The organism is Bacillus sp. hwrm1 (genome assembly GCF_040207805.1).
Taxonomy (GTDB): domain Bacteria; phylum Bacillota; class Bacilli; order Bacillales; family Bacillaceae; genus Bacillus; species Bacillus velezensis.
The window spans coordinates 2,294,095-2,319,746 of record NZ_CP157943.1 but is presented as its reverse complement, the minus strand read 5'-3'; the positions used below and the strand labels follow the sequence as shown (position 1 = coordinate 2,319,746).

Here is a 25,652-nt window from a genome sequence, read left to right as displayed (position 1 = left end):
GGCTTTGCAAAACACTGAAGATCTTCTTTACAAACTATTGGCAGGCCAGCTGAAATCTGTCGGATTTTTTACGGAAAACGAAACGCAGCCTGTCATGCAGGGGTTTTACGGCAGGTGGCTGGAAGAAAGCATCTCCATCTTGGTGCAAAAAGGCTTTTTGAAACAGTCAGGCAGTACGTATGTGTTAACGGGTCCGATAGAGCGTGCGGACGTTCTGTGGCAAGAATGGGATGAAAAGAAAGCTCCTTTACTCAAGGACAGCAGCAAACAGGCGATGATCACCTTAGTGGAGACCGCTCTCAGAGCTTTGCCGGATATTTTATCCGGCAGAGTTTCTGCCACTGATATTCTGTTTCCTGATTCCTCAATGGAATTGGTGGAAGGAATCTATAAAAACAATGAAACGGCAGACTACTTTAATGAGGTGCTCGCTGACACATTGACGGCTTTCATTGAAGAACGCCTGAAAGAAGACCCGAACGCGGAAATCCGGATATTAGAGATCGGAGCGGGGACGGGCGGGACGAGCGCGGCCGTGTTCAAAAGATTAAAAGAGTACAAACATCATATGAAAGAATATTGCTACACCGATCTGTCAAAGGCCTTTTTCATGCATGCTGAAAAAAAATACGGTCCCGACAATCCGTATTTGACTTATAAGCGGTTTAATGTGGAAGAGCCCCCGGCTTTGCAGGGTATAGAGGCGGGCGCATATGACGCGGTAATTGCGGCAAATGTGCTTCACGCGACAAAAAATATTCGGCGGACACTTCGCAATGCCAAAGCGGTGCTTAAGAAGAATGGGATTTTGCTATTAAATGAGATCAGCAGCCATTCGGTTTATTCTCATCTGACATTCGGTCTTTTGGAAGGCTGGTGGCTGTATGAAGACGCCAAACTGCGCATTCCCGGATGCCCGGGGCTGTATCCTGAAGCGTGGCAGTCTGCGCTGGAAAGCGAGGGATATCGGTACGTTACATTTATGGCGGAATCGTCACATCACCTCGGCCAGCAGATCGTGGCGGCAGAAAGCGACGGCGTTATCAGGCAAAAGCAGCCGGACGCGCAGGCGGTTGAAGAAACTGCGGCTTCCAAAGAGCCGGCTGATTTCACAGAACCGTCTTTCTCAGTCACAGACCGGACTGTGCAATTCATAAAAGAAACGTTAGCCAAGTCCATAAAGCTTGCTCCCGAGCGCATTCAGCCGGAAACCAGCTTTGAAAAATACGGCATCGACTCCATTTTGCAGGTGAATTTTATCCGCGAACTGGAAACATTGACGGGCGAGCTGCCGAAAACGATCTTATTTGAACACACGAATACGAAAGAACTTGCCGGGTATTTGCTGGAAACTTACCCGGATAAGCTGCAACAGGCATTCGGAGCCGAACAAGCGCCTCCTGAAACGGAGCATCCGGAACCTGCAATGAATGAACCGGTGCCGCTTGTCACGGAAACGCGGCGATTTATCAATGAACAAAAAGAGCCAAAAGCGCCAAAGCCGGAAACAGAAACCGTCACCGTTAATCGTTCTGATCGTGACGACATTGCCATTATCGGCATCAGCGGCCGCTATCCCGAGTCTGAAACCCTCGATGAGCTGTGGGAGCATTTAAAAGCCGGAGACAGCTGTATCACGGAAGCTCCGGAAAACAGATGGAAATCCGGTCTTCTGAAAACAATGGCAAAAGAAACACGAAAAGAAGAACGCAAAACACGGTACGGCGGATTTCTGCAGCATATTGAAGCTTTTGACCATCACTTGTTTGACATCCGGGAAGACCATGTGATGGAGATGACGCCTGAGCTCCGTCTAAGCTTAGAAACCGTATGGGAAACATTTGAAAATGGCGGTTACTCGTTAGAAAGAGTAAACGAATGGCAGGAATCAGACAGCGGCATCGGTGTATTTATGGGCAGTATGTACAATCAATATTTCTGGAATATCCCGTCATTGGAAAAAGCTGCGCTCAGCTCTAACGGAGGGGATTGGCATATCGCCAACCGCATTTCCCACTTTTTCAATCTAACGGGCCCGAGCATGGGCGTTACGACCGCATGCTCCAGCTCACTGAGCGCCATTCATCTCGCCTGTGAAAGCCTGAAGCTTAACAGCTGTTCCATGGCGATTGCCGGAGGGGTCAATCTCACGCTTGAACCGTCTAAATATGATGCGCTCGAACGGGCGAATTTGCTTGAACAGGGAAGTGAAAGCAAAAGCTTCGGAACCGGCACGGGCCTGATGCCGGGAGAAGGAGTCGGGGCGGTGCTCTTGAAGCCGCTCTCCAAAGCGCTTGCCGACAAAGACCATATTTACGGGGTCATTAAAAGCAGCGCGTTGTGCCATAGCGGCGGAAGGCAGATGTACACGGCTCCGGATCCGAAACAGCAGGCGAAGCTCATGGCGGCTTCCATCGACAAGGCCGGAATCAATCCGGAAACAATCAGTTATGTTGAATCAGCGGCAAACGGCTCTGTATTGGGAGATCCGATTGAGGTCATTGCCCTGACAAACGCGTTCTCGCAATATACCGATAAAAAACGATTTTGCGCGCTTGGATCCGTCAAGTCAAATCTCGGCCATTTAGAGGCGGCCTCCGGCATGTCCCAGCTCGCGAAAGTGCTGCTGCAAATGGAGCGGGAAACATTAGTTCCAACCATTAATGCAAAACCGCAAAACCCGAATATCGCGCTTGAACAAACGGCTTTTTACCTGCAGGAAAAAACCGAGTATTGGGAGCGTATGAGGGATGCCGAAACGGGGGACATCATACCGCGGAGAAGCATGATTAATTCCTTCGGGGCAGGCGGGGCATATGCAAATCTCATCGTAGAAGAATATATCAGCCCGAATTCCGATCAGGCCCGTCACGGCGATGAGGAATATATTTTCCCTGTGTCAGCGAAAACAAAATGGAGTTTTGAAGCCTATCTTGACAGACTGGCGGCCTTTTTAGAAAAGACGCCACCTCTTCATCCGGCCGCCATCGCATCCGCGCTGCAAAAAAGAACGCATCATTCGGAGTATCGGGCGGCATTTACGGCTGCTTCCGTTCAGGAACTGCTGGAAAAGCTGGCCGCTTACCGCATGGATCAGCGGAATCTCAATTTCTCTGAATCTGATATTGGCCGGCGTGCGCGGCAATGGGAAAAAGGAGAGAATATCGCGTTTGATCAGTTGCAGCAAGAGCACGCCGTTCATCTGCCGGCCTACGCTTTTGACCACGGGACTTCTTTTCAATTCGGTGAATCAGAAAACGCTGCCGGCGTTCAGGCGGTATACAGTGATGACGACCCATACGTGAAAGGGCATCAATTCAGCGGAGAACCGGTACTCGTCGGCGCTACATATAACAGTCTGGCAGTCGATCATTTTTGTGATCTTTTTCCTGAAGCGGAAGGAGGACAAATTAAAAAACTGAATTACGTCAGCCCCATTACCGTAAAAAAAGGCGATCGTATCGAGATGAAAACAGAATCGAAACAAAACGGGGATGGATTTGAACTGAGCATAATGCACCGCAGCCGCACGTCTCCTGATTGGAGCATAGCGGCGTATGCCGAGTGCAGCCCCTATCCGTTTCAAAAGCAGCACGCGAATCTGGCGGCCATTCAGCGCTCTTACCGGGAAGTGGGCCGGATAGATGAGTTATACGGAGACGGAACGGGACCCGTCGTGTGGGGAGAAGAATTTAAAACGATCACCCGCCTGTACCAAGGCTCTGATGCCGTTTTAGCGAGAGTGAACCTGAACAATAGCGACTCACAACAAGCGCATCATTATGCCGTAAATCCGTTAATCGCCAACAGTGCTTACTTGGCCTCACTTTCTTTATTGGACCAAACGGAGGCGGAAAGCTATCTGCCGTTCGGCATTAATTCCGTCACCTTCAGCAGCCCTGAAGATCTTACCGATTGCTGGCTGCACATCAAGCTGACCAAACAAACGAGGGAAATGATTCTGATTAACGCAGATGTCATCAGCAGCCGATCGGAAGTGGTGATGCGTTTTGAAGGCTATGCCCTGAAACGGTTCCGCCCGAAAACCGAACAGATGAATCAGCCGGCCCGAACGGCTGTTAAGAATGCGGGGGCACCGATTTCTGCCGGCAGTCTGACAGATGATATCCGCAGCTACGTCCTTGGCAAGCTCGCCAAGATGATGGGTGAACCCGGGCCATCTCTTCGTTCTGACGCGAATATCATGGAATTGGGACTTGATTCAGCGAGCCTGATCGGGCTGACAAAAGAGATCGGCCAAGAGGCGGACATCGATGTGAATCCAACATTGTTTTTCGAGTATCCGACCGCGGAGGAGCTGACCCGCCACTTCGCGTCAGCATATGAGAGCAAGTTTTCTCAATTTCTTGCCGATCATAAGCATTCAGAAGAGGCCAGGGTCACGGAAACAGAAGAGCGCACTTTACCGAAGAAACAGCATACGCCTTGTGATAACGCCGATATCAAGCAAGGAATCGCGATTATCGGTATGTCAGCTCAGTTTCCGCAATCCCCGGATATCCAGTCTTTTTGGGAGCACATCGTAAACGGGGATCACTGTATTACCGAAATTCCGGCGGACCGCTGGGACTGGCGCCGTTACGCCGGTGATGAGAATGACACGAGTCTCAGATGGGGCGGTTTTATTGACGGTGTCGGCGAATTTGACCCGCTCTTTTTCGGAATTTCCCCTAAAGAGGCATCACAAATGGGGCCGGAGCAATTTCTGCTTTTGATGCATACATGGAAGGCAATGGAGGATGCGGGCCTGACAAATAAGGCATTATCAAGCAGACCGACAGGCGTTTTCGTTGCCGCGGGCAACAGCGATCCGAACAATGGAACAGCCATCCCGTCCATCATTCCGAACAGAATATCATATGCCTTGAATTTACAAGGACCGAGTGAATATTACGAGGCTGCCTGCACGTCAACCCTGGTGGCATTGCACAGGGCGGTTCAATCAATCCGTCATAAAGAATGTGAGCAGGCTGTCGTGGGTGCAGCCAATATTCTGCAGTCGCCGAAGGGCTTTATCGGTTTTGATTCAATGGGGTATTTAAGCAAAAACGGCCGGGCGAAATCGTTCCAAAAAGATGCCGATGGCTTTGTCAGAAGCGAAGGGGCGGGCGTTATCATCATCAAACCGCTTGAGGCGGCAATTGAAGACGGCGATCATATTCACATGGTCATTAAAGGAACAGGAGTGTCTCACGGCGGTAAAGGCATGTCGCTTCACGCGCCGAATCCGGCGGGAATGAAGGCCGCGATGAAAAAAGCGTACGAAGACACCGATGTTGATCCGCAAACCGTCACTTATATTGAAGCGCACGGCATTGCCTCCGAAATGGCAGATGCGCTGGAGTTTAATGCAATCAAAGCGGGTTACGGCGAGTCTGCAAATCAAGAGGAAATCGCGCCTTGTTATATCAGCACCGTGAAACCTTGCATCGGGCACGGCGAACTCGCTTCCGGACTGGCCGCCCTTATAAAAGTGGCGATGGCCATGAAGCATCATACCATCCCGGGCATTCCCGGATTTACAGCTGCAAATGAGCAAATGGCCATTCAGAAAAGCCGCTTCCGTTTCACCGAAGACAATCAGGAATGGACACAGCTCACCGACCATACGGGCAGACCGATCCCGCGCCGGGCCGCAATTAACAGCTATGGCTTCGGCGGCATGAATGCGCATGTCGTTTTGGAACAGTACAGCCCGAGCCATAAAGACAAAGAATCTGTGCATGAACCGCAGCTTATCGTGCTTTCTGCTAAGAGCGAAGGGCGTCTTAAGGCGGCCGCAAGTCAGCTGGCTGATTTTGTGCAAACTGGAGATACTCCGTCATTGCGGGATATTGCTTATACGCTTCAGACCGGCCGTGAGGCGATGAACTGCCGCCTGGCACTCGTTGCCCGCAATCAACATGAATTGCTGGAAAAACTGAAAGAGTACAGAGCATTTTCCGAAGAAAGCAATGGAATGAAAAGCTTCTTTACAGGCAGTCAGCAGACTGGATCAGGAGATATCGGCGTTTTACTGGAAGGGACTCTCGGTACAGTCGTCACGGAGACGCTGTTGGCTGAAAACAATCTGGAAAAACTTGCATTTTGCTGGGTGAAAGGTGCGGATATACCGTGGGACAGACTCCACCAAGGCAAATCTGTTCAAAGAGTGCCGCTTCCGACATATCCTTTTGAAAACCATAAGTATTGGAACGGCGGTAAGCCAGAAGACATCAGCCTTGCACCGGTTTCACAGAATCCTCAGATCCGCTGCGGGAGCGCGGCTGACATTGTGGCAGACATTTTGGGGATGAAGGCAGCGGAAATTGATCAAAATAAGCCGCTGACTGAATACGGCTTCGATTCAATCTCCTCTATTCAGCTGCTGAAAAAACTTGAGGACGGAGACAGCCGCATCAGTCTGGAGGCTCTTCAGAAATGCAGCACTCTTCAGGAGATCGGCATGCTGTTAAAAACGAACCAACCGCAGGAGAAGGGCCGGAATTTTCCCGAACTCGTCAAGCTGAATGATAGAGAAAAAGGCCGTCCTGTTTTTTGGTTTCACGGCGGAACGGGAGGCGTGGAAGCATACCAGCCATTCGCCAAAAAGAGTCAGCGACCTTTTTACGGCATCCAGGCAAGAGGTTTGACAGGGAAAGAGCCGCTGCAAGGAATCGAAGAGACGGCCGCTTCTTATAAGAGAATCATCCAAGCGGTACAGCCGAAAGGCCCTTATGATCTCGGCGGATATTCCTTGGGCGGAATGCTTGCATATGAAACCGCGCGCCTCTTGCAGGAGGAAGGTCATACGGTAAAAAGCGCCGTCATGATCGACACCCCGTACAGTGAAAAATGGAAAGAAAGAAAACCATCTGTTAAGTCAGTCATGCTGCAAACGATCAATACGATGCTTACAGCATATCTTAAGCCTGAAAACCTTGAAGAGGCATTAATCAGCAGAGAAGACATTACCGTCCAGGCTGAGGAAGAAGAAGTATTGAAAGAATTGATCGGCCTTGCCAAAAAGCGCGGTCTGCCAAAATCCGAAGAAGCGATCCGGGTGCAGCTGGAGCAAATGATGAAGACGCAGCTCGCTTACGGAATGGAAGAGTATGACATGAAGCCGCTGCCTCATCCGGAAGCGCTGCAATGCTACTACTTCCGTAATAAAAGCGGTTTGTTCCTCGGAGATCTTGAACGTTATCTGACGGCAGAGGAAGAACAAATTCCGTTAGACCATGATGCGTATTGGAAAGAATGGGAACACCAGATGAAACAGTTTCACCTGCTGGACGTCCACTCTTCCAATCATGTCACGATGCTGTCGGAACCGAAGCCGCAAAACGCCATTAAGGCATTCTGCGAAAAACTGTACGCAAACAAAGGAACGATAAGCGCAAATTTCCTTAAATCTTTCAGAAAAAAGCTGGACGAAACAAATGAGTTGGTAAAACGGTAATAGAGAACGGCCGGAGCAATCCGGCCGCTTTTTTATCTATATAGAACTAAATTAACTATGTACTAAATCTTCAATGTGATATTGATTTCTGTTTATAAGACATTAAAAAAACCCCCGAAAAACAGGGGGGCGATATTAAAATCTGACAGGCAATGTTTCAAGCCCTCTCAAAAACACATTTTTTCTCCATGTTACATCCTCGGGCGCGCCTTTCAGCTCTATATCCGGAAACCGTTTTAAAAGCGCAGTAAAGGCAATGGATGCTTCCATCCGGGCGAGCGGAGCCCCGAGACAAAAATGAATGCCGAATCCAAAAGAAATATGACGGTTCGGTGTTCTCGCTATATTTAATGTATCAGGATCATCGAAATATTCCGGGTCCCGATTGGCTGAACCGATGCCGATAAATATCATATCGCCTTTTTTAATGGAAACATCTTTATAGGTGAAATCTTCAATCGCCCATCGATTTGCCATCATGATGACGGGAGAGGTATAACGCAAAAGCTCTTCGACCGCCGTCTGGATATTTTCCGGCTGCCGCTTTATCTTATCCATCTGGTCTTTGTGCAGAAGAAGCGCCAGGGTGCCGGAGCCGAGAAGGTTAACCGTTGTTTCAAGCCCGGCAACGACTAACAAAAACAGCATGGAATACAGCTCTGATTCACTCAGCTTTTGGCCGTCCTCTTCAGCGTAAATAAGCTTGCTCGTCAAGTCTTCACCCGGATGTTTTCTTTTTTCTTCGATCAGTGTTTTCATATATTGTTTAAATTCTTTGAGAGCCTGGTTGGTCGCATCTTGTCCGCTTTCTGACGTGTCGACCATTGCGTTTGTCCACACTTGAAATTTGGCGCGGTCCTCTTTCGGAATTCCGAGCAGCTCGGAAATGACGATAAACGGAAGCGGTGCGGCGAAATCTCTCATGATATCAGGGTCTGCTTTTGTTTCCATTTCATCCAGCAGCTCTTCTGTGATCTGCTCTATCCCGGTGCGAAGCTGCTCAATCATCCGGGGAGTAAACCCCTGATGCACCAAAGATCGAAGTCGTGAATGATCAGGGGGGTCTTTTGCCAGCATATGTTCTGAGACAAAATCGATATCTTCACTGACATTCAGCTTCGCGATCAGCTCCTTCGGCATGACTCGTTTTACATCTCTCGTAATTCTGCCGTCTTTCAAAAACGCCATACAATCATCATAACGCGTGATGAGCCAAGCCGGAAAGGTGCCTCCGAAACGCTGCAGTTCGAATTTATGTATGGGGTCCTGCTCTCTGAATCTGCTTAAAACCGCAAAAGGGTTTTCGTGAAACTCGGGTGAGTGTGGGTGAAACATTGTTTTTTCCATCTGGATTTCCCCGCCTTCATGTTTTTGAAAAGACATAACAAACAGCCGGTGCCTGCCGACCGGACGGCATTCCTCCTTTTATCTGCCGAAGACACTGATCACAACGGCTCATAAGTATGTCTAAAATATATAAGGAAACAGAAGCCGGTTCAATAGACAAATCGTAAAGCCGCCATTTTCGTTGATTATCAACAAAACAGCAAACTTTTTTTGCCATTTCATCATGTGTGTTAAATCCGGCTAATATACATATTTACGCTTCATATCAACTTCTTAAGGAGGATGTGAATGAATGCGTTTATGAAATGGGCGGCAAGTCTGCTTTTGGTGATCTCTCTTCAGTTCGGCCTTACGGGCGCCGGTATCCATTCGGACAGTGCTGCTCGTGCCGCATCCCGATACGATCAGGTGCTGTATTTCCCGCTGTCAAAATATCCGGAGACGGGAAATCATATAAAAGACGCCATTTCGGCAGGTCATTCTGAGATTTGTACAATTGATCGGGGCGGAGCAGAGAATAGAAGGAAAGAATCATTGAAAGGAATTCCGACAAAGCCCGGGTTTGACCGTGATGAATGGCCCATGGCAGTCTGCACAGAAGGCGGGGCGGGGGCTGATGTCAGATATGTAACCCCGTCGGATAACCGCGGGGCCGGTTCATGGGTTGGAAATCAAATGAGCGGATATTCCGACGGCACGAGAGTATTATTTATCGTTCAGTAGCTTCTCCGGTTCGCCGGAGTTTTTTTATGCTCTGAAAAAGCGGCACGCCGGCTGGACATATGAAATGGCAAAGAGTAAACTTATATGTTGGAATCAGCATGAGAAAGGATTGGATCACATTGACAGTGACTACATACCGAAATATTGCACTTTTACTTCTTTGTTTAACAGCGGGAATTGTGGATGTGATCGGTTATTTAAGCCTGGGACATATCTTTACCGCCAATATGACGGGGAACATCGTTCTGTTCGGCCTGGCGATCGGCAACTCGTGGCACCTTGCCGTACTCAAATCGTTAACCTCGTTAATCGGATTTATTGCCGGCGTTATTGCCGCGGCCCTGCTTGTGGGCAATAAAAAGAAATCATTCTGGCCCCCTGCGGTAACTGCCGCTTTAGCTATTGAAGGAGCTGTTTTGCTGCTGTTTGCTTTGTTCTCCTGCTTTTTTGCAGATGCCATTTCTGTTTATGTGCTGATTATGCTGCTCAGCTTCGCAATGGGAATGCAGACGACAGCCGCGAGAAAACTTGGTGTAGCGGGGATTTCCACGACCGTATTAACGGGAACGCTCGCTAATTTTTTTGAAGATCTCACCGCAAGGTTTTACAAAGCGGACAAGCGGAAGCAGTTTACGAGAGATGCTGTATTGCGCGCGCTTGCTTTGGTGCTGTATTGCTTTGGGGCGGTCATCGGTGCATTCGCTGAACCGGATTATAAGTTTGCCGTGATCTGGCTCCCGATTATCATTATTTTAGGCATTATGCTTTGCGCATTCACGATGTTCCACGGATATTCAGAAGAAAAAAACCAATAAAAAAACGCCGCTGATTCAGGGCGTTTTTTCTTTTTATTGCTCTTTCCGGGTACCGATTGTATAAACGGCCCGATCTGTATGTACCTTTAATCCGTCTTGCTCCTTTTGGATGGTAATGTCGCCGAGCAGAGGGATTTCATACGCATCTTGGGGAAGCGGGACATTTCCTTCCTCCGTATAGGTTGTGCCATGCCCTTTTAAGACGAGCTCTTCGTCCGCTACATAGTCATCGGGATGGTTTGTCCGGCGGACGAGAACATCATCAAGGTGAAGCATGATCTGATCCATATCAGAAATCTCGTTTCGGCTGTCTGTCAGCTCTCCTTTCCTGATATCAAGCGTTTGTCCGATCTGTTTTTGCAGCCATTCAGACAATTCGGTGTTTGTAAGTGCCATTGTGATTCCTCCTTTTATCTACACCATACTTATTCCCTATTTTTTTAGAAATACACTGCCTTGCATTGATCTTTTTTTCTGACAGCCGGTTCTGAAGCATTCCGAGTTCCTTCATTATAAATGTTTCATCTGTTCACCTAAAAAACGGGGTCATCTGCCAATGCAGACGACCCCGTTCTCATGATAAAAAGGTTACTCTTTCGGCACGGCGTTTTCAGCGTTTACTGCGCCCGCTCCGTAAATGTTCGGATCTTCATTTGTCCATTGATCCGGACTTTGTTTGATCAGTGTTTTCACTTCGTCAGGCGAAAGCTGCGGGTTCTGCTGAAGGATTAAGGCGGCAATGCCCGCACAGATCGGAGTGGCCATGGACGTGCCCGACAGACTGAAATACAAGGAGCCTACACGGTTTGATTTCTGTAATTTGTCAAGGTATGAACGCGGAGAACGGAGAGATACGATATCGACCCCGGGCGCAAGAATGTCAGGCTTCTCTTTTCCGTACACCGTCGGGCCGCGGCTTGAGAAAGAAGCGACCGTATCGTCCTCATTGCCGGCCGTATCATTGTCATCATAGGCGCCTACTGTGATGACCTTCTCGCTGACACCGGGGCTTGAAATCGTTTGAGCTTCCGGACCGGAGTTGCCCGCGGCGACGCAGACGACGATTCCTTCATTCCATGCCTCTTCAACGGCCTTGACGAGCGGGTCGTCCGTTTCTTTATCATATCTGAGCGCATCTCCGCCCAGTGACATGCTGATGATTCTGATCGGATTCTTTGTGTGTTCTTTATTATATTGTATGCACCATTCCACACCTTCAATGATATCAGCCAAGGTTCCTGATCCTGATTTGTTTAATACCTTGACTCCGATCAGATCGGCTTCCGGCGCCGGCCCCTGATATTTACCCGAAGATGAAGCGCCGCTGCTTGCGATATCACCGGCGCAATGGGTGCCGTGTCCGTTGTCATCATACGGTTCTGTCTTTTGGTTGACAAAGTCCGCAAATCCGATAACTCTGCCTTCTAAATCGGGATGCTGATAGATTCCGGTATCAATAACGGCGACGGTTACGCCTTTTCCTGTTAATACGGTGCCGTTACGGGTCACTTCTTTTGCATGAGACGATTCAGCTGCCGTATCAAGGAGCGCTTTTACTTCACGGTTTAAATAGATTTTACGGATATCCCGGCATTGCGAAAGAAGCATGTGAAGGGCGGACGGAGTGACTTCGGCGCTGCAGCAATTGATTGTTTGAAACTGCTTTTTTATGGTGCAGCGTTTTTCTTTTGATAAGACCTGTCCTGTGCTGTGAAAACCGGATTCATGGCAGCCCTCTTCAAATTCAATGATGACTGACATTTTCTTTCTGTTTTTCACCTTTTTTTCGAAAAACTTGTGCAAAAAGCAAGGTGTCCATTTGAAAGGTTTATATAACTGTAATACGTTTTCTCTGAGCGGCCAGTCCAGCTTATGAGCATTTGACCGCACCATTTGTACCATTGAGTAACCAAACATATATACTTTTCCTCCCATTCTGGCGATTCTCTCTATACCATATGAACAGGCCGTATGTTCGGTCAGTTTGTTTGTCCTTCAGGAGCGCTGGTTACTTGCGGCTTTTTCAGGAGAAGAAATCGAGTTGAAACAGAACGTTTGTTCGTTTATAATGAAGCCGGCGGAAGGAGGTATATACATGAACATAATATTGAGACATTCCTTGGAAAAACAGCTTCCGATTGATATTATATATATGAAAAAAGACGGCTCCATTTCAAAACGGACCATTATGATAAAAAAAGGGGATGAGCGGGCTGTAACGGCATTTTGCTGTACAAAAAGGCAGATGAGAACTTTTTTGACGGGCTCCATTCTGTCCTGTGCATTTGCTTCGGGAGGCGGATATTCATTTTTAAAAGCGTATTCTTGATGCCGTCCGTTTCCGGCCGTGAATCTCCCGCCCCTGAAAATTCGGGCGTTCCTCCCTTTTTTTTTGCCCTCTCTCAACCTTTTTTCACTGATGCCCGGCATTTGAGCGCTTGAACCGTGACAATCCATTGATTTTTCGAAACCGGGAAGTTTTTCACTGATGATAATGTTAATAGAATGTTAAGATAAGACCTATTGACAAAAATCCATATAATGAACATGTCATTTTTCAGAAAGGAGCAAAGAAGGAGAGCTGATGAAAAGAATTTTACTTAATGTCATCATTATCGTAGCAATGGTCTTACTAATAAGATGTGCTCATTATGCGTCAGACCCTGATCCCTCGAATTCTTCTGATACATACACAGATTTTAAAGATTTGGCTGAACATGAAGACCCCGATGATTATCATATATCGTACAATAAGCGAAAGGGGAGCCCCGTATTGATCATGTCGCCGCACGGAGGGAGAATTGAGGGCGGGGTGAGCGAGATCGTCCGCTCTTTCAGAGATGATTATTCAACCTATCTGTTTGAGGGATTAAAAACGCATGATAACCAGACTCTTCATATTACGAGCACCAGGTTCGATGAGCCTTCAGCAGTCGAAAGCATTAAGCAGCACCATTATGTTATCGCAGTTCACGGTTATAAAGGCGACGAGAAAAATACTCTTGTCGGAGGAAGCGACCGGAAGCGGGCGAAAAAATTGGTGAGAGCTCTCGAACGAAACGGATTTTCTGCAGAATTGGCAACCTCAAAAACCGGTCTGGCCGGGGTTGACACCGAAAATATCAATAACCAGGCGCAAACCGGGCTGAGCATACAGCTTGAGATCAGCAGAGAACAGCGGGAAGCGTTTTTTGATAATTTTGATTACCGCGAAAGGGAATTCACAAAAACGGAGGAATTTTACCGGTTTGTCCGTACGATAAAAAGAGTGATCAATCAAGAGTATTCGTAAGCTTAAAAAAAGACAAACGAGTGAAAGATGAGTAAACTGAAAAAAGGAGGTTTGTCCCTTGGCAAAACATCACTTTTATTTAAAAGCAAATTGGCCCGGAAATCGCAATGACGTCGGCGATATTAAAAGCGGCCGGCTGGAAACGGCTGTGTCCATTCCTAAGGAAATGGACGGACCCGGAGAAGGCACAAATCCTGATGAAATGCTGCTTGGAGCGGCCGCGACCTGTTATATTATAACGCTTGCGGCGATGATGGAAAGAAGCGGCCTGGATAAAGAAGATCTACATATGGAATCTGAAGGAATTGTAGACGTCACGAACGGTGTGTTCACGTACCAGAAAATCATTCACCGCCCGTTTATATTATTAAAGCCGGATGCAGCCGAAACGGACTTTACGCTCGCCAGGAAGTTAGCGCAAAAAGCAGAGTCCTCATGTATGATTTCACGAGCGGTCCAAGGAAACGTGGAGATGGAGCTTGAGGTTGAAGTAAAAGCTGCCCGCGCTTGACGAGTTCAAACGGTCAGCTCCGGGCCGTTTGATTTTTTTTAGCTTTTTGAGACTTGGAACGGTTCAGCAGGATGACGCCCGTGATGACCAAAACAAGCCCGATCATCATTTTGACTGTCATGGCCTCCTTAAAAACAAAAAAGCCGACAATTGCCGTTAAAGCGGTGCCGACACCTGACCATGTCGCGTATGCGGCGGATAAATCAAGGCTTTTCAAAGAGAAGCTCAAAAACATAAAAGAGGCTCCGATTCCGGCGATGACGCCGAGAGCGGGCCACAGGTGCGTAAAACCGTCCGACAGCTTCAGCATCGTGCTCCCGAACACTTCTGATACAATGGCTAATGCCAAGCAAAGTAATCCTTTCATCAGCATGCCTCTCCTTTCTACCAATTCATCAAAATGACACCGGCCAATAAGAAAAAGAGTCCGATGACGGCCTGCTTGTCCAGTTTTTCATGAAACCATTTCGCTCCGATAATGGATGCGAGCACCGTTCCGGCTCCGCTCCATGTTGCATAGGATAAGCTAAGCGGAATGAGATTCAGTGTCAGTGAAAGCATATAAAAGGCCAATGAATAGCCTGCCACTACAAGCGCGCTCGGCAAAAACCGCGTAAATCCGCGGGAGACCTTCAGCATGGCCGCGCCGATTGACTCTGATAAAATAGCAATTGTGAGGAAGATATAACCCAGAATCATATCAAATCCCCCTCTCATCATAATCCTTATGCCTTTTGTTTAAGGCAGTAAAATAAAATAATATCCGAACTTTGCCCGCCAAGTCAAGACATTAGGCCTATACAAAAAGGCCCCTGAAAGGAGCCCTTTTTGATTGTCTTAGTAGTAATACGGATAGTAAGGGTAGCCGTAACCTCCGTACAAATACGGATTGAACAAAGCGCTTCCGACAAGCCCCCCGACAAGCCCTCCGACAAACGGTCCGCCGTAAAAACCAAACGGCCGTCCGAACCCGCCAAACCAAGGGCGGCCAAACCAAGGCCGGCCAAAACCAAAACCCGGCCGTCCGAAGCCGAATCCGAATCCGGGACGCCCGAACCCGAATCCCGGCCGTCCGAACCCAAATCCGGGCCGTCCAAACTGTCTCATATCACTATCTGCTTCGTATGTGTATTCTTCATTCATAATTTAGGTACCTCCAAGAATAAATTTGAGATGATAACAGAGTATTCAGCCCACCAATTTTTGATTGGGCGTTTATCAAAAAAATAAAGGAGTGAGCTTTTGTGGGCCTGTATCAGTCCGATTGGTCAAAAAAACCTCCGCACACACACGCATACCGGGCTGTTACGGATGTAGTGCAGGGACATTACCATGTGATCGAAGGCTTTTCGCAACCGGAGAACGGCAGCAATACAGATGAGCATACACATTTCTATACGGGCATCACCTCGTTTGAAAACGGCCATTTTCATAGGTATTACGGCATTTCCGGCCCTGCCATCCCGAGGGTTGACGGAACACATTACCATGAGCTTTCAGAGACCACCTTTGCCGCCTACAATGAGCCGATTCAGATCCAGCACGGCGGCGTCGTTTACGATCCGCGGGAGGAAGGACGGAAAACGCACCGCCATACACTCAAAGGAAAAACGAGAGAGGTTGTCGGAAACGAGCCGATCGGGTGGTAATGGACGTTTAGCGCTCAGGAAAAAGGGCAAAATGGATAGGTGCCTGAAGAAATGAATGCTATAATTAGGGGGAGATTTATAAAAGAGAGTGATACATATTGAAAAATAAAAAACAGCCTGTCGTCATACTTGTCGGACCGACGGCAGTCGGAAAAACAAAACTAAGCATCGGACTCGCGAAAATGCTGAATGCGGAAATCATCAGCGGAGATTCCATGCAGGTATATAAAGGGATGGACATCGGAACGGCCAAAGTCACCGAAGAAGAGACAGAAGGCGTGCCGCATCACCTGATTGATATTTTGGAGCCGTCCGACACTTTTTCAACGGCGGATTATCAGAAAATGGTAAGGGGAAAAATCACCGAGATTGCCGATAGAGGGAAGCTGCCGATGATTGTCGGGGGGACGGGTCTGTACATTCAGTCCGTGCTGTATGACTATACGTTCACGGAAAACTCCGGCGACCCTGTATTCCGGGAGCGCATGGAGAAACTGGCGGCTGAAGAAGGGGCGGAAGCGCTTCATGCCAAGCTTGCGGCAGCCGACCCGGAAGCGGCGGCAGCCATTCATCAAAACAATACGCGAAGAGTCATCCGCGCGCTCGAAATCTTGCATGTATCGGGAAAAACAATGTCAGAGCATCTTAAAACCCAAAAACGGGAGCTGCTTTACAATGCGGTTCTTATCGGTCTTACAATGGACAGAGAAGTGCTGTACGGCCGGATTAACGAGCGCGTTGACCTGATGCTGGAAACCGGCCTTCTTGACGAAGTAAAGCGGCTGTATGATATGAATATACGGGACAGCCAATCGATTCAGGCGATCGGCTATAAAGAGCTGTATGAATATCTTGATGGTAAAGTCCCGCTCCCTCAGGCTGTGGAACAATTAAAACAAAATTCTAGGCGATATGCGAAACGCCAGCTGACCTGGTTTCGCAATAAAATGCCCGTTTCATGGACAGATATGACGCCGCCTGTTGATATTGAGCAGAAAAAAAAGGAAATTTTCGAGTGCATAGCAGGAAAACTGGAAATTTAATCGAAACAGTATTGTATTGAGAACCAAGGAGGACGAAACATGAAACCGATTAATATTCAAGATCAGTTTTTGAATCAAATCCGAAAAGACAATACGTTCGTCACGGTGTTTTTACTCAACGGCTTCCAGCTTCGCGGCCAGGTAAAAGGCTTTGACAACTTTACCGTTTTGCTCGAAACGGAGGGGAAGCAGCAGCTTATTTATAAACATGCCATCTCCACGTTCGCCCCGCAAAAAAACGTCCAGCTTGAGCTTGAATAGACTTTTTGAAAAAGACCATGAACAATGGTCTTTTTCTATGCGCATCTGTATATTGCAGGCTGTATATCGGAAACATAAAAGGGGGTTCGGAAAATCGTGTTCGAAAGTGAAAATGAACTGAGAAGAATCAGGATTACGCTCGTTTGGATCGCTGTTTTTTTGCTGTTTGGAGCTTGCAGCAATCATGAGACTGTGGTGACGGATGATGACGGCGGCTCAACGGATACCGAACCGCAGACAGAAGGCATGGTGCAGCTGGAACATAATCGTTTCGGCATCGTTGAGGACGGTTACTTAAAAATATACCGCTATGATGAAAAAACGAATAAAATCGAACTGAAAAAAGAAACGGCGCTGGATGAGCTTGAATAAATTTCACAAGCGTTCGAATTTACAAAGCGGGCCGCACAAGCTACACTAAGTACTGACATTGATCATGCAGAGGGTGAGACGATTGAAACACAAGGTGATAATCAACCATTGGGAAGAAACTTGTGAAGATGATTCCTGCTATGAATATGGAACCAGCATCATCGTTGACGGCAAAGAACTGATCAGAGAGGCTTCCATCACAAGCGCTCTGAAAGCCGTACTGAAAGAAATCGGTGCTGATGTGGAGATTGAAGAAACCGTTGAAAGCGAAAAAAAATGTGATTCTTACAAAAAATAAGAATAAAAGTCTAGACTACTAAGCAGTTTTTTTTCATGTTATGATAGACATCGGCTTACACATGACACCTTGAGTAGGATGAGAGATGATTCTCGTTCTGCTCTCTTTTTTGGGCGTTAATCGGGCCAGAGCCAAAGTCCGCTCTTTCAAAAATATGAATTTTTTATAAATCGATCTCAATATGTTGTGTTTTTCTGAGAGGTTAGTATACTATATATAGTGTTAAGAGATTCATTATTTTTGATAGGTCGTGATAAGGATGGTTCAAATCATATTTGATTCAAAGACAGGGAATGTTCAGCGTTTTGTGAATAAAACAGACTTTCAGCTGATCCGCAAGGTGGACGAAACGGACCACGTGGACACTCCGTTTGTTTTGGTCACCTACACGACAAACTTCGGTCAGGTACCGGCATCAACACAATCATTTCTCGAAAAATACGCCCATCTCTTATTAGGAGTCGCTGCGAGCGGCAACAAAGTATGGGGCGATAACTTTGCAAAAAGCGCCGATACCATTTCAAGACAATATCAGGTGCCGATCTTGCACAAATTTGAACTCAGCGGCACATCTAAAGACGTTGAATTGTTTACTCAGGAGGTAGAAAGAGTTGTCACAAAATCAAGTGCCAAAATGGATCCAGTTAAATAACGAAATCATGATCCAACAAGATGGAAAATTCCAGTTTGATAAAGATAAAGAGGCTGTACATAGCTATTTTGTTGACTATATCAATCAAAACACAGTTTACTTTCACGATTTAAAAGAGAAGCTGGATTATTTGATTGAAAACCAATACTACGAAGAGGAATTCTTAAGCCTTTACTCTTTTGAAGACATTAAAGAAGTGTTTAAGACAGCTTACGCAAAGAAGTTTCGTTTTCCTTCCTTCATGAGTGCGTTTAAATTTTATAATGACTATGCTTTGAAAACGAATGACAAGAAAAGAATCCTCGAGCGTTATGAGGACCGAATCTCAATCGTCGCGCTGTTCTTCGCAAACGGCGACACTGAGAAAGCAAAAGAATATGTAAACCTGATGATCAACCAGGAATATCAGCCGAGTACACCGACATTTTTGAATGCCGGCAGAAAACGCCGCGGAGAACTGGTGAGCTGCTTCTTGCTCGAAGTCAATGATTCCTTAAACGATATTTCACGGGCGATCGATATTTCCATGCAGCTGTCTAAATTGGGCGGCGGGGTTTCTCTTAATCTGTCCAAGCTTCGCGCGAAAGGCGAAGCGATTAAAGATGTTGAAAACGCCACAAAAGGTGTTGTAGGCGTCATGAAGCTTCTTGATAATGCGTTCCGTTACGCTGACCAAATGGGCCAAAGACAAGGCTCAGGCGCGGCGTATTTAAATATTTTCCACCGCGATATCAATGATTTTCTTGATACGAAAAAGATTTCTGCGGATGAAGATGTGCGCGTCAAAACGCTTTCTATCGGTGTCGTCATTCCGGATAAGTTCGTTGAGCTTGCGCGTGAGGATAAAGCGGCTTATGTATTCTATCCGCATACGATTTATAAAGAATACGGCCAGCATATGGACGAAATGGACATGACGGCGATGTATGAGGAGCTTGTCGACAACCCGCGTGTCAAAAAAGAAAAAGTGAATGCGCGCAAATTGCTTGAAAAGCTTGCCGTTCTCCGTTCTGAGTCAGGTTATCCGTACATTATGTTCCAGGACAACGTAAACAAAGAGCACGCGAATAACCACGTATCAAAAGTGAAATTCTCGAACCTTTGCTCTGAGGTGCTTCAAGCGTCACAAGTTTCGGCTTACACAGATTATGATGAAGAAGACGAAATCGGCTTGGACATTTCCTGCAACCTTGGTTCATTAAATATTTTGAATGTCATGAAACATAAATCGATTGAGCGCACGGTGAAACTCGCGACGGATTCCCTGACTCATGTATCTGAGACGACGGATATCCGCAACGCGCCGGCAGTCAGACGCGCGAACAAAGCGATGAAGTCGATCGGTTTAGGCGCCATGAACCTCCACGGCTACCTTGCCCAAAACGGCATCGCTTATGAAAGCCCGGAAGCAAGAGATTTCGCGAATACGTTCTTTATGATGGTGAACTTTTATTCCATCCAGCGTTCAGCTGAGCTTGCGAAAGAAAAAGGCGAAACGTTTGAGCATTATGAAGGCTCCACTTATGCAACGGGAGAATATTTCAATAAATACATCGAAAAAGAGTTCTCACCGGCATACGAAAAAATCGCTGCGCTCTTTGAGGGCATGCACATTCCGACAATCGAAGACTGGAAAGAGCTGAAGGCGTTTGTCGCTGAACACGGTATGTATCACAGCTACAGACTGTGCATCGCGCCGACAGGCTCCATTTCCTACGTCCAATCCAGCACGGCGTCCGTTATGCCGATCATGGAACGGATCGAAGAAAGAACATACGGAAATTCAAAAACGTATTACCCGATGCCGGGATTAGCGTCTAATAACTGGTTCTTCTACAAAGAAGCTTATGATATGGACATGTTCAAAGTGGTGGATATGATCGCGACAATCCAGCAGCATATCGATCAGGGAATCAGCTTTACCCTGTTTTTGAAAGATACGATGACAACTCGTGATCTGAACCGTATTGATCTGTATGCCCACCATAGAGGCATCAAAACCATTTACTATGCAAGAACGAAAGATACCGGGCAAGATAGCTGCCTTTCTTGTGTTGTTTGATTAAAGGAGAGTTTATAGTGACGAAAATTTATGACGCAGCAAACTGGTCAAAGCATGAAGATGATTTCACCCAAATGTTTTACAACCAAAACGTAAAGCAGTTTTGGCTTCCGGAAGAGATCGCATTAAACGGCGATCTTCTCACTTGGAAGTATTTGGGTAAAAATGAGCAGGATACGTACATGAAGGTGCTCGCCGGCCTGACACTGCTTGATACAGAGCAGGGGAACACGGGCATGCCGATTGTGGCTGAGCACGTCGAAGGCCATCAGCGAAAAGCGGTTCTTAATTTCATGGCGATGATGGAAAACGCCGTGCACGCAAAATCATATTCAAATATTTTTATGACGCTTGCTCCGACTGAAACGATCAACGAAGTATTTGAATGGGTAAAGCAGAATAAATATCTGCAGAAAAAAGCGCAAATGATTGTCGGGCTTTACAAAGCCATTCAAAAAGATGATGAAATTTCACTGTTCAAAGCGATGGTTGCTTCCGTCTATCTGGAAAGCTTCCTTTTCTACAGCGGTTTCTATTATCCGTTATATTTCTACGGACAAGGAAAACTGATGCAAAGCGGTGAGATCATTAACCTGATCCTTCGTGACGAAGCGATTCACGGCGTGTATGTCGGTCTCCTTGCTCAGGAAATTTATAATAAACAGACAGAAGAGAAAAAAGCAGAGCTTCGTGAATTTGCGATTGACCTTCTGAATCAGTTATATGAAAATGAGCTTGAATATACAGAGGACTTGTACGATCAAGTCGGACTCTCACACGATGTAAAGAAATTCATCCGCTATAACGCCAATAAAGCTTTGATGAACTTAGGGTTCGATCCTTACTTTGAAGAAGAGGATATTAATCCGATCGTATTAAACGGATTAAACACCAAAACAAAATCACATGATTTCTTCTCCATGAAAGGAAACGGCTACAAAAAGGCGACGGTAGAACCGATTAAGGACGAAGATTTTTATTTTGGCCAAGATGAAGAGCAGATATAATATCTGCTCTTTTGGCTTGAATGGAGAGGTAAGACAGGAGGAACGGGCATGAATAAAATGGATGAAATCATCTTGGCTGCACCGCGGAGTGATGTCTTTCAAAACGAAATGCTGACATTTCAGGGAGTCAACAGCGAGGATGAACGTATCGTAAACATTATGGCTCAAATTGAGGCGCATTTTTTTGAAATCAGAAGAGGCGACGCGGAAGAGGACCCGCGATTTAAACAGCCGATTCCGTATGTCGTCATCCGCCGTGACGATGAGGTGTTTGTGTATGAACGGCTCGCGGGCGGAGGGGAATCGCGCCTCCATAATAAGCTTTCTCTCGGCTTCGGCGGACACATGAACCCTATGGAAGGGGCGGCTTCATTTTCGGAAGTGCTGAAACAGAATACCGACCGGGAGCTGGCGGAAGAACTGTACATTCGCGAGGAAGACAAACAAAACATTGTCACACTCGGCCTGATCAATGATGATGAAAACGATGTAGGAAAGGTGCATATCGGCATCCTTTCTGCGCTCCAGTTAGCGTCTGCGGCACAAGTCGAAGTGAAAGAAAAAGATCAAATCGCCGGGCGCTGGATGAAACTGAGCGAACTGAAAGAGGAAAATGTGTATCAGCGTCTTGAAGCTTGGTCTCAGTTTGTCGCCGATATACTTCAATAACAAAAAACCCCCGTTCGGCCCAAAAAAGGGAGAGCGGGGGTTTTTTCATTTAGTCTTGCATAATGAAGGCATCAAATCCGGCTTTTTCGGCCCGCGCTGCCAACGCTTCAGCGTAATCTCTGGAAGAGAATGCGCCGATCTGCACTTTAAATAAGCCGCCTTTTGGAAGCACAATCGCGTCAAAACCTTTAGACTCCGCATCGGCGGCAAGCGCATCAGCATTTGCTTTCACTTTGAATGCGCCGATTTGCACTTTATATAAGTCAGCCTTTTTTTTTAGACCGAAAGCTTGCTCCAAGCCCTTGGCATGTCCTCTTGCAAGGCTTTCAATAAAACTGGCTGTTTTCAGTTTGTTTGCATCAGCTGACGTATCAACAAAACCATTCTCCGTCAAAATCGCCGGCATACTTGTCTCCCGCAGCACATGGAAGTTGGCTGTTTTTTTTCCTCGGTCATTAAAACCCGATGCTTGAATCACTTGCGTGTGGACGGCTGATTGGTAAGTCGAGGTCGGCGCTCCGACACCGGGGTAAATATAGCTTTCGAATCCGGTTCCGCCTCCTGAGTTAATATGAATGGATAAAAAATAATCTGCGCCCCAGCTGTTGGCGGCATCCGTTCTCTCCGTCAGGCTGACCGTCTTATCGCTTGTCCTGCTCATCGTGACAGAAACTCCTTCATACTCATTCGTCAGAATCGTGCGCAAAGCCAGCGCGATCTCCAGCGTGACCGCTTTTTCCTGAAGTCCGTTTCCGGTTGCACCTGAATCAGTTCCGCCATGACCGGGGTCTATAAAAATTTTAACCATTCTCCATCACCTCATTACAGCATATGATGATATTCAAATGGTGCTTGTACGGCTGTCATTCATAAAAAAAATGAGAAATATCCCCAACATTTCCCGGAAAATAAAAATAAATGGTTTGTCCTCCCGTTTCTGCTGAATACAATAAGAAATGAAAAATATTTCTCGGGAAAGCGCAGGATTCAACATCATTCCCGAAGAGAACGGAAAAAGTGACAGATAAAGAGGAAAACGGGTCTCATGATGATAGGCGGATGTCACGGAACCGCTTCATCATGAGTAAGATAAAGAGAGAACAGAGAGGTGAGCATGTTGGAGCGCGCTGTAACCTATAAAAATAACGGACAAATTAACATCATTCTTAATGGCCAAAAGCAAGTGCTGACAAATGCGGAAGCTGAGGCGGAATATCAGGCCGCCCTGCAAAAAAATGAAGCCAAGCACAGCATTCTGAAAGAAATTGAAAAAGAAATGAACACATTAGTGGGTATGGAAGAAATGAAACGCAACATTAAAGAAATTTACGCGTGGATATTCGTCAACCAAAAACGGGCCGAACAAGGGCTGAAAGTCGGAAAACAAGCTCTTCATATGATGTTCAAAGGGAACCCCGGCACCGGGAAAACCACCGTCGCGAGACTGATCGGCAAGCTTTTCTTCGAAATGAACGTGCTTTCCAAAGGACATCTGATCGAAGCGGAACGTGCCGATCTGGTCGGTGAATACATCGGACACACGGCGCAAAAAACGAGAGATCTGATTAAAAAATCGCTCGGGGGCATTTTATTCATTGATGAAGCATACTCACTTGCAAGGGGCGGAGAAAAGGATTTCGGTAAAGAGGCGATTGATACGCTTGTCAAGCATATGGAAGACAAACAGCATGAATTTATTCTGATCCTGGCAGGGTACTCGAGAGAAATGACACATTTCCTGTCATTAAATCCCGGCCTGCAATCGCGTTTCCCTATCAGCATCGATTTTCCGGATTACTCTGTCACTCAGCTGATGGACATCGCAAAGCGCATGATAGCAGAGCGGGAGTATCAATTAAGCCAGGAAGCCGAGTGGAAGTTAAAAGATTACTTAATGACAGTGAAAAGCACGACAAGCCCCATTAAATTCAGCAACGGGCGCTTTGTCAGAAACGTGATTGAAAAATCAATCCGCGCTCAGGCCATGAGACTTTTAATGGGAGACCAATACTTAAAAAACGATTTAATGACGATCAAGAGCCAGGATTTACTTATAAAAGATGAGGCGGCAGCTCACGAATAGACCTCTCAGCCGGTTTGAGGGGTCTCTTTTTTATTTCTCTCTTTAAAACCCGCCGGATGTGTGGTATACGCCCTGCGGGTTTGGTATGATAGTACTACTGCCCAATACGACACAGAAAGGAACATCCATTTGAACGAACAGGAAGGAAAAAAAGAAACGGTCATTTTGGTCGGCTGCCAGCTTCCGCACATGACAGATGAGCACTTTGAACATTCCATGGAAGAGCTTGCTTCATTGACAAAAACGGCTGACGGAACGGTGCTGACCCGGATTACGCAAAAACGGAACAGAGCGGATGCCGCTACATATATAGGCAAGGGGAAAGTAGACGAGCTGAAGGCGCTGTGTGAAGAGCTTGAAGCAGATCTGATCATTTTTAATGATGAACTGTCACCGAGCCAGCTTAAATCACTCGCCACTGCAATTGAAGCGAAGATCATCGACCGCACGCAGCTTATTTTGGATATTTTCGCAAAAAGAGCGAAGACGAGAGAAGGAAAGCTTCAGATCGAATTGGCCCAGCTTCAATACGCGCTGCCGCGTCTGAGCGGACAAGGAATCAATCTCTCAAGACAAGGCGGCGGAATCGGGACGAGAGGACCCGGTGAGACAAAGCTTGAAACAGACCGGCGCCACATTAGAAACCGCATACACGAAATTAACGTGCAGCTTTCAACGGTTATCCGCCACAGAAGCCGTTATCGGGAGAGACGTAAAAAGAACGGCGTGCTTCAGGCTGCACTCGTCGGTTATACCAACGCCGGAAAATCAACATGGTTCAATCAATTAACAAGCTCAGACAGCTATGAAGAAGATCTGCTGTTTGCAACACTTGATCCGATGACGAGAAAGATGGCGCTCCCAAGCGGCTACAGCGTCCTTTTGTCTGATACGGTCGGCTTCATTCAGGACCTGCCGACGACGCTGATTGCCGCTTTCCGCTCAACGCTTGAGGAAGTGAAAGAAGCAGACTTGATCATTCATGTCATTGATTCATCCAATGAAGATTATGCCGGGCATGAACAGACGGTCCTCGGTCTGTTAAAAGAGCTTGAGGCAGATGATATTCCGGTGCTGACCGCTTATAACAAACGTGATGAGACACTTCCTGACTTCATCCCGACAGCGGGAGAAGGCCACATCATGATCAGCGCCAGAATCGCCGGGGATGAAGCAAAACTAAAAGCGGAAATCGAAGCTTATTTGCGCCGGGAGCTGATGACGCCGTATGAAGTTCATGTGCCTGCCGCCGAAGGCAAATTGATGTCACGCATCAAATCAGAGACCATGATCGACAGCCTTTATTTTAATGAAGAAAATGAACGCTACGAAGTCTCGGGTTATGTACAGGAAGAACAAAGCATACTCGGAGAACTGAAGAAATTCATGTAAGGAAGGTATACACA

24 protein-coding genes are annotated in these 25,652 nt (G+C 46.9%); 17 read left to right on the top strand and 7 right to left on the bottom strand.

All coding sequences use genetic code 11. The annotated features are described in order from the left end of the window. Window positions 1-4: 4 nt before the first annotated feature. Window positions 5-7,462, top strand: a complete 7,458-nt coding sequence (locus ABK447_RS11935; protein WP_094031725.1) for a beta-ketoacyl synthase N-terminal-like domain-containing protein — start codon at window positions 5-7, stop codon at window positions 7,460-7,462. 135 nt (window positions 7,463-7,597) lie between these two features. Here the strand turns inward: ABK447_RS11935 and ABK447_RS11930 are convergent, their stop codons facing one another. After that, window positions 7,598-8,809, bottom strand: coding sequence for a cytochrome P450 (locus ABK447_RS11930; protein ID WP_094031922.1), 1,212 nt, complete (start codon window positions 8,807-8,809; stop codon window positions 7,598-7,600). 288 nt (window positions 8,810-9,097) lie between these two features. Here ABK447_RS11930 and ABK447_RS11925 point away from each other — a divergent pair, with 288 nt between their 5' ends. Both ABK447_RS11925 and ABK447_RS11920 read left to right on the top strand, forming a co-directional pair. Next, complete coding sequence (locus ABK447_RS11925) at window positions 9,098-9,532, top strand: NucA/NucB deoxyribonuclease domain-containing protein (RefSeq protein WP_015417516.1); 435 nt, start codon at window positions 9,098-9,100, stop codon at window positions 9,530-9,532. 59 nt (window positions 9,533-9,591) lie between these two features. Next, complete coding sequence (locus ABK447_RS11920; protein WP_003154084.1) at window positions 9,592-10,347, top strand: YoaK family protein; 756 nt, start codon at window positions 9,592-9,594, stop codon at window positions 10,345-10,347. Window positions 10,348-10,380: 33 nt separating this feature from the next. Here the strand turns inward: ABK447_RS11920 and ABK447_RS11915 are convergent, their stop codons facing one another. Both ABK447_RS11915 and ABK447_RS11910 read right to left on the bottom strand, forming a co-directional pair. Beyond that, a complete protein-coding gene (locus ABK447_RS11915; protein WP_007410383.1) occupies window positions 10,381-10,743 on the bottom strand; it encodes a hypothetical protein in 363 nt (120 codons plus the stop codon). A 192-nt stretch (window positions 10,744-10,935) separates the two neighbouring features. Beyond that, window positions 10,936-12,264 (bottom strand): S8 family peptidase, encoded by a 1,329-nt coding sequence (locus tag ABK447_RS11910; RefSeq protein ID WP_007410382.1) that lies wholly within the window; start codon window positions 12,262-12,264, stop codon window positions 10,936-10,938. A 178-nt stretch (window positions 12,265-12,442) separates the two neighbouring features. On the opposite strand from ABK447_RS11910, the gene ABK447_RS11905 reads away from it, so the two are divergent. The 3 genes from ABK447_RS11905 (at window position 12,443) to ABK447_RS11895 (ending at window position 14,150) form a co-directional block, all read left to right on the top strand. Then, window positions 12,443-12,676 carry a hypothetical protein gene (locus ABK447_RS11905; RefSeq protein WP_015239897.1) on the top strand — a complete coding sequence of 78 codons (234 nt, stop codon included), beginning with the start codon at window positions 12,443-12,445 and terminating at the stop codon, window positions 12,674-12,676. Between the two features lie 255 nt (window positions 12,677-12,931). Beyond that, on the top strand, window positions 12,932-13,639 hold the full coding sequence (locus ABK447_RS11900) for a poly-gamma-glutamate hydrolase family protein (protein WP_007410381.1): 708 nt from the start codon (window positions 12,932-12,934) through the stop codon (window positions 13,637-13,639). 58 nt (window positions 13,640-13,697) lie between these two features. Then, the gene (locus ABK447_RS11895) at window positions 13,698-14,150 is read left to right on the top strand and encodes an OsmC family protein (protein WP_014305039.1); all 453 of its coding nucleotides are present in this window, start codon (window positions 13,698-13,700) and stop codon (window positions 14,148-14,150) included. Window positions 14,151-14,163: 13 nt separating this feature from the next. Here ABK447_RS11895 and ABK447_RS11890 read toward each other — a convergent pair whose 3' ends face one another. The 3 genes from ABK447_RS11890 to ABK447_RS11880 all read right to left on the bottom strand — a co-directional run bounded on the left by ABK447_RS11890 (window position 14,164) and on the right by ABK447_RS11880 (window position 15,293). Further along, on the bottom strand, window positions 14,164-14,517 hold the full coding sequence (locus ABK447_RS11890; RefSeq protein ID WP_007410379.1) for a multidrug efflux SMR transporter: 354 nt from the start codon (window positions 14,515-14,517) through the stop codon (window positions 14,164-14,166). Window positions 14,518-14,534: 17 nt separating this feature from the next. Further along, the gene (locus ABK447_RS11885) at window positions 14,535-14,849 is read right to left on the bottom strand and encodes a multidrug efflux SMR transporter (protein ID WP_007410378.1); all 315 of its coding nucleotides are present in this window, start codon (window positions 14,847-14,849) and stop codon (window positions 14,535-14,537) included. A 138-nt stretch (window positions 14,850-14,987) separates the two neighbouring features. Continuing rightward, window positions 14,988-15,293, bottom strand: a complete 306-nt coding sequence (locus ABK447_RS11880) for a hypothetical protein (protein ID WP_015239898.1) — start codon at window positions 15,291-15,293, stop codon at window positions 14,988-14,990. Between the two features lie 101 nt (window positions 15,294-15,394). Here ABK447_RS11880 and ABK447_RS11875 point away from each other — a divergent pair, with 101 nt between their 5' ends. The 9 genes from ABK447_RS11875 (at window position 15,395) to ABK447_RS11835 (ending at window position 22,163) form a co-directional block, all read left to right on the top strand. After that, a complete protein-coding gene (locus tag ABK447_RS11875) occupies window positions 15,395-15,799 on the top strand; it encodes a YmaF family protein (RefSeq protein WP_007410376.1) in 405 nt (134 codons plus the stop codon). A gap of 98 nt (window positions 15,800-15,897) precedes the next feature. After that, the gene (gene miaA / locus ABK447_RS11870; protein ID WP_007410375.1) at window positions 15,898-16,842 is read left to right on the top strand and encodes a tRNA (adenosine(37)-N6)-dimethylallyltransferase MiaA; all 945 of its coding nucleotides are present in this window, start codon (window positions 15,898-15,900) and stop codon (window positions 16,840-16,842) included. A 39-nt stretch (window positions 16,843-16,881) separates the two neighbouring features. After that, window positions 16,882-17,103, top strand: a complete 222-nt coding sequence (hfq, locus tag ABK447_RS11865) for an RNA chaperone Hfq (RefSeq protein ID WP_003154064.1) — start codon at window positions 16,882-16,884, stop codon at window positions 17,101-17,103. A gap of 96 nt (window positions 17,104-17,199) precedes the next feature. Further along, window positions 17,200-17,475: a YmzC family protein gene (locus ABK447_RS11860; protein WP_007611597.1), complete on the top strand. Its 276-nt coding sequence runs from the start codon at window positions 17,200-17,202 to the stop codon at window positions 17,473-17,475. An 82-nt stretch (window positions 17,476-17,557) separates the two neighbouring features. Beyond that, the gene (locus ABK447_RS11855; RefSeq protein ID WP_003154062.1) at window positions 17,558-17,773 is read left to right on the top strand and encodes a hypothetical protein; all 216 of its coding nucleotides are present in this window, start codon (window positions 17,558-17,560) and stop codon (window positions 17,771-17,773) included. Between the two features lie 259 nt (window positions 17,774-18,032). Beyond that, window positions 18,033-18,425: a class Ib ribonucleoside-diphosphate reductase assembly flavoprotein NrdI gene (gene nrdI / locus ABK447_RS11850; RefSeq protein ID WP_003154061.1), complete on the top strand. Its 393-nt coding sequence runs from the start codon at window positions 18,033-18,035 to the stop codon at window positions 18,423-18,425. After that, entirely contained in the window at window positions 18,385-20,487 is a 2,103-nt protein-coding gene (gene nrdE / locus ABK447_RS11845; protein ID WP_007410373.1) for a class 1b ribonucleoside-diphosphate reductase subunit alpha, read from the top strand. The genes nrdI and nrdE overlap by 41 nt, the downstream gene beginning before the upstream one ends. A 17-nt stretch (window positions 20,488-20,504) precedes the next feature. Then, window positions 20,505-21,494, top strand: a complete 990-nt coding sequence (nrdF, locus tag ABK447_RS11840) for a class 1b ribonucleoside-diphosphate reductase subunit beta (protein WP_012117608.1) — start codon at window positions 20,505-20,507, stop codon at window positions 21,492-21,494. 48 nt (window positions 21,495-21,542) lie between these two features. Further along, a complete protein-coding gene (locus ABK447_RS11835; protein ID WP_012117609.1) occupies window positions 21,543-22,163 on the top strand; it encodes a hypothetical protein in 621 nt (206 codons plus the stop codon). A 49-nt stretch (window positions 22,164-22,212) separates the two neighbouring features. On the opposite strand, the gene ABK447_RS11830 is transcribed toward ABK447_RS11835, so the two are convergent. Beyond that, window positions 22,213-22,971: an N-acetylmuramoyl-L-alanine amidase gene (locus tag ABK447_RS11830; RefSeq protein WP_012117610.1), complete on the bottom strand. Its 759-nt coding sequence runs from the start codon at window positions 22,969-22,971 to the stop codon at window positions 22,213-22,215. A gap of 306 nt (window positions 22,972-23,277) precedes the next feature. On the opposite strand from ABK447_RS11830, the gene spoVK reads away from it, so the two are divergent. Both spoVK and hflX read left to right on the top strand, forming a co-directional pair. Next, window positions 23,278-24,246, top strand: a complete 969-nt coding sequence (gene spoVK, locus ABK447_RS11825; protein ID WP_015417523.1) for a stage V sporulation protein K — start codon at window positions 23,278-23,280, stop codon at window positions 24,244-24,246. Between the two features lie 129 nt (window positions 24,247-24,375). Next, the gene (hflX, locus tag ABK447_RS11820; RefSeq protein ID WP_042635219.1) at window positions 24,376-25,638 is read left to right on the top strand and encodes a GTPase HflX; all 1,263 of its coding nucleotides are present in this window, start codon (window positions 24,376-24,378) and stop codon (window positions 25,636-25,638) included. Window positions 25,639-25,652: the final 14 nt, after the last annotated feature.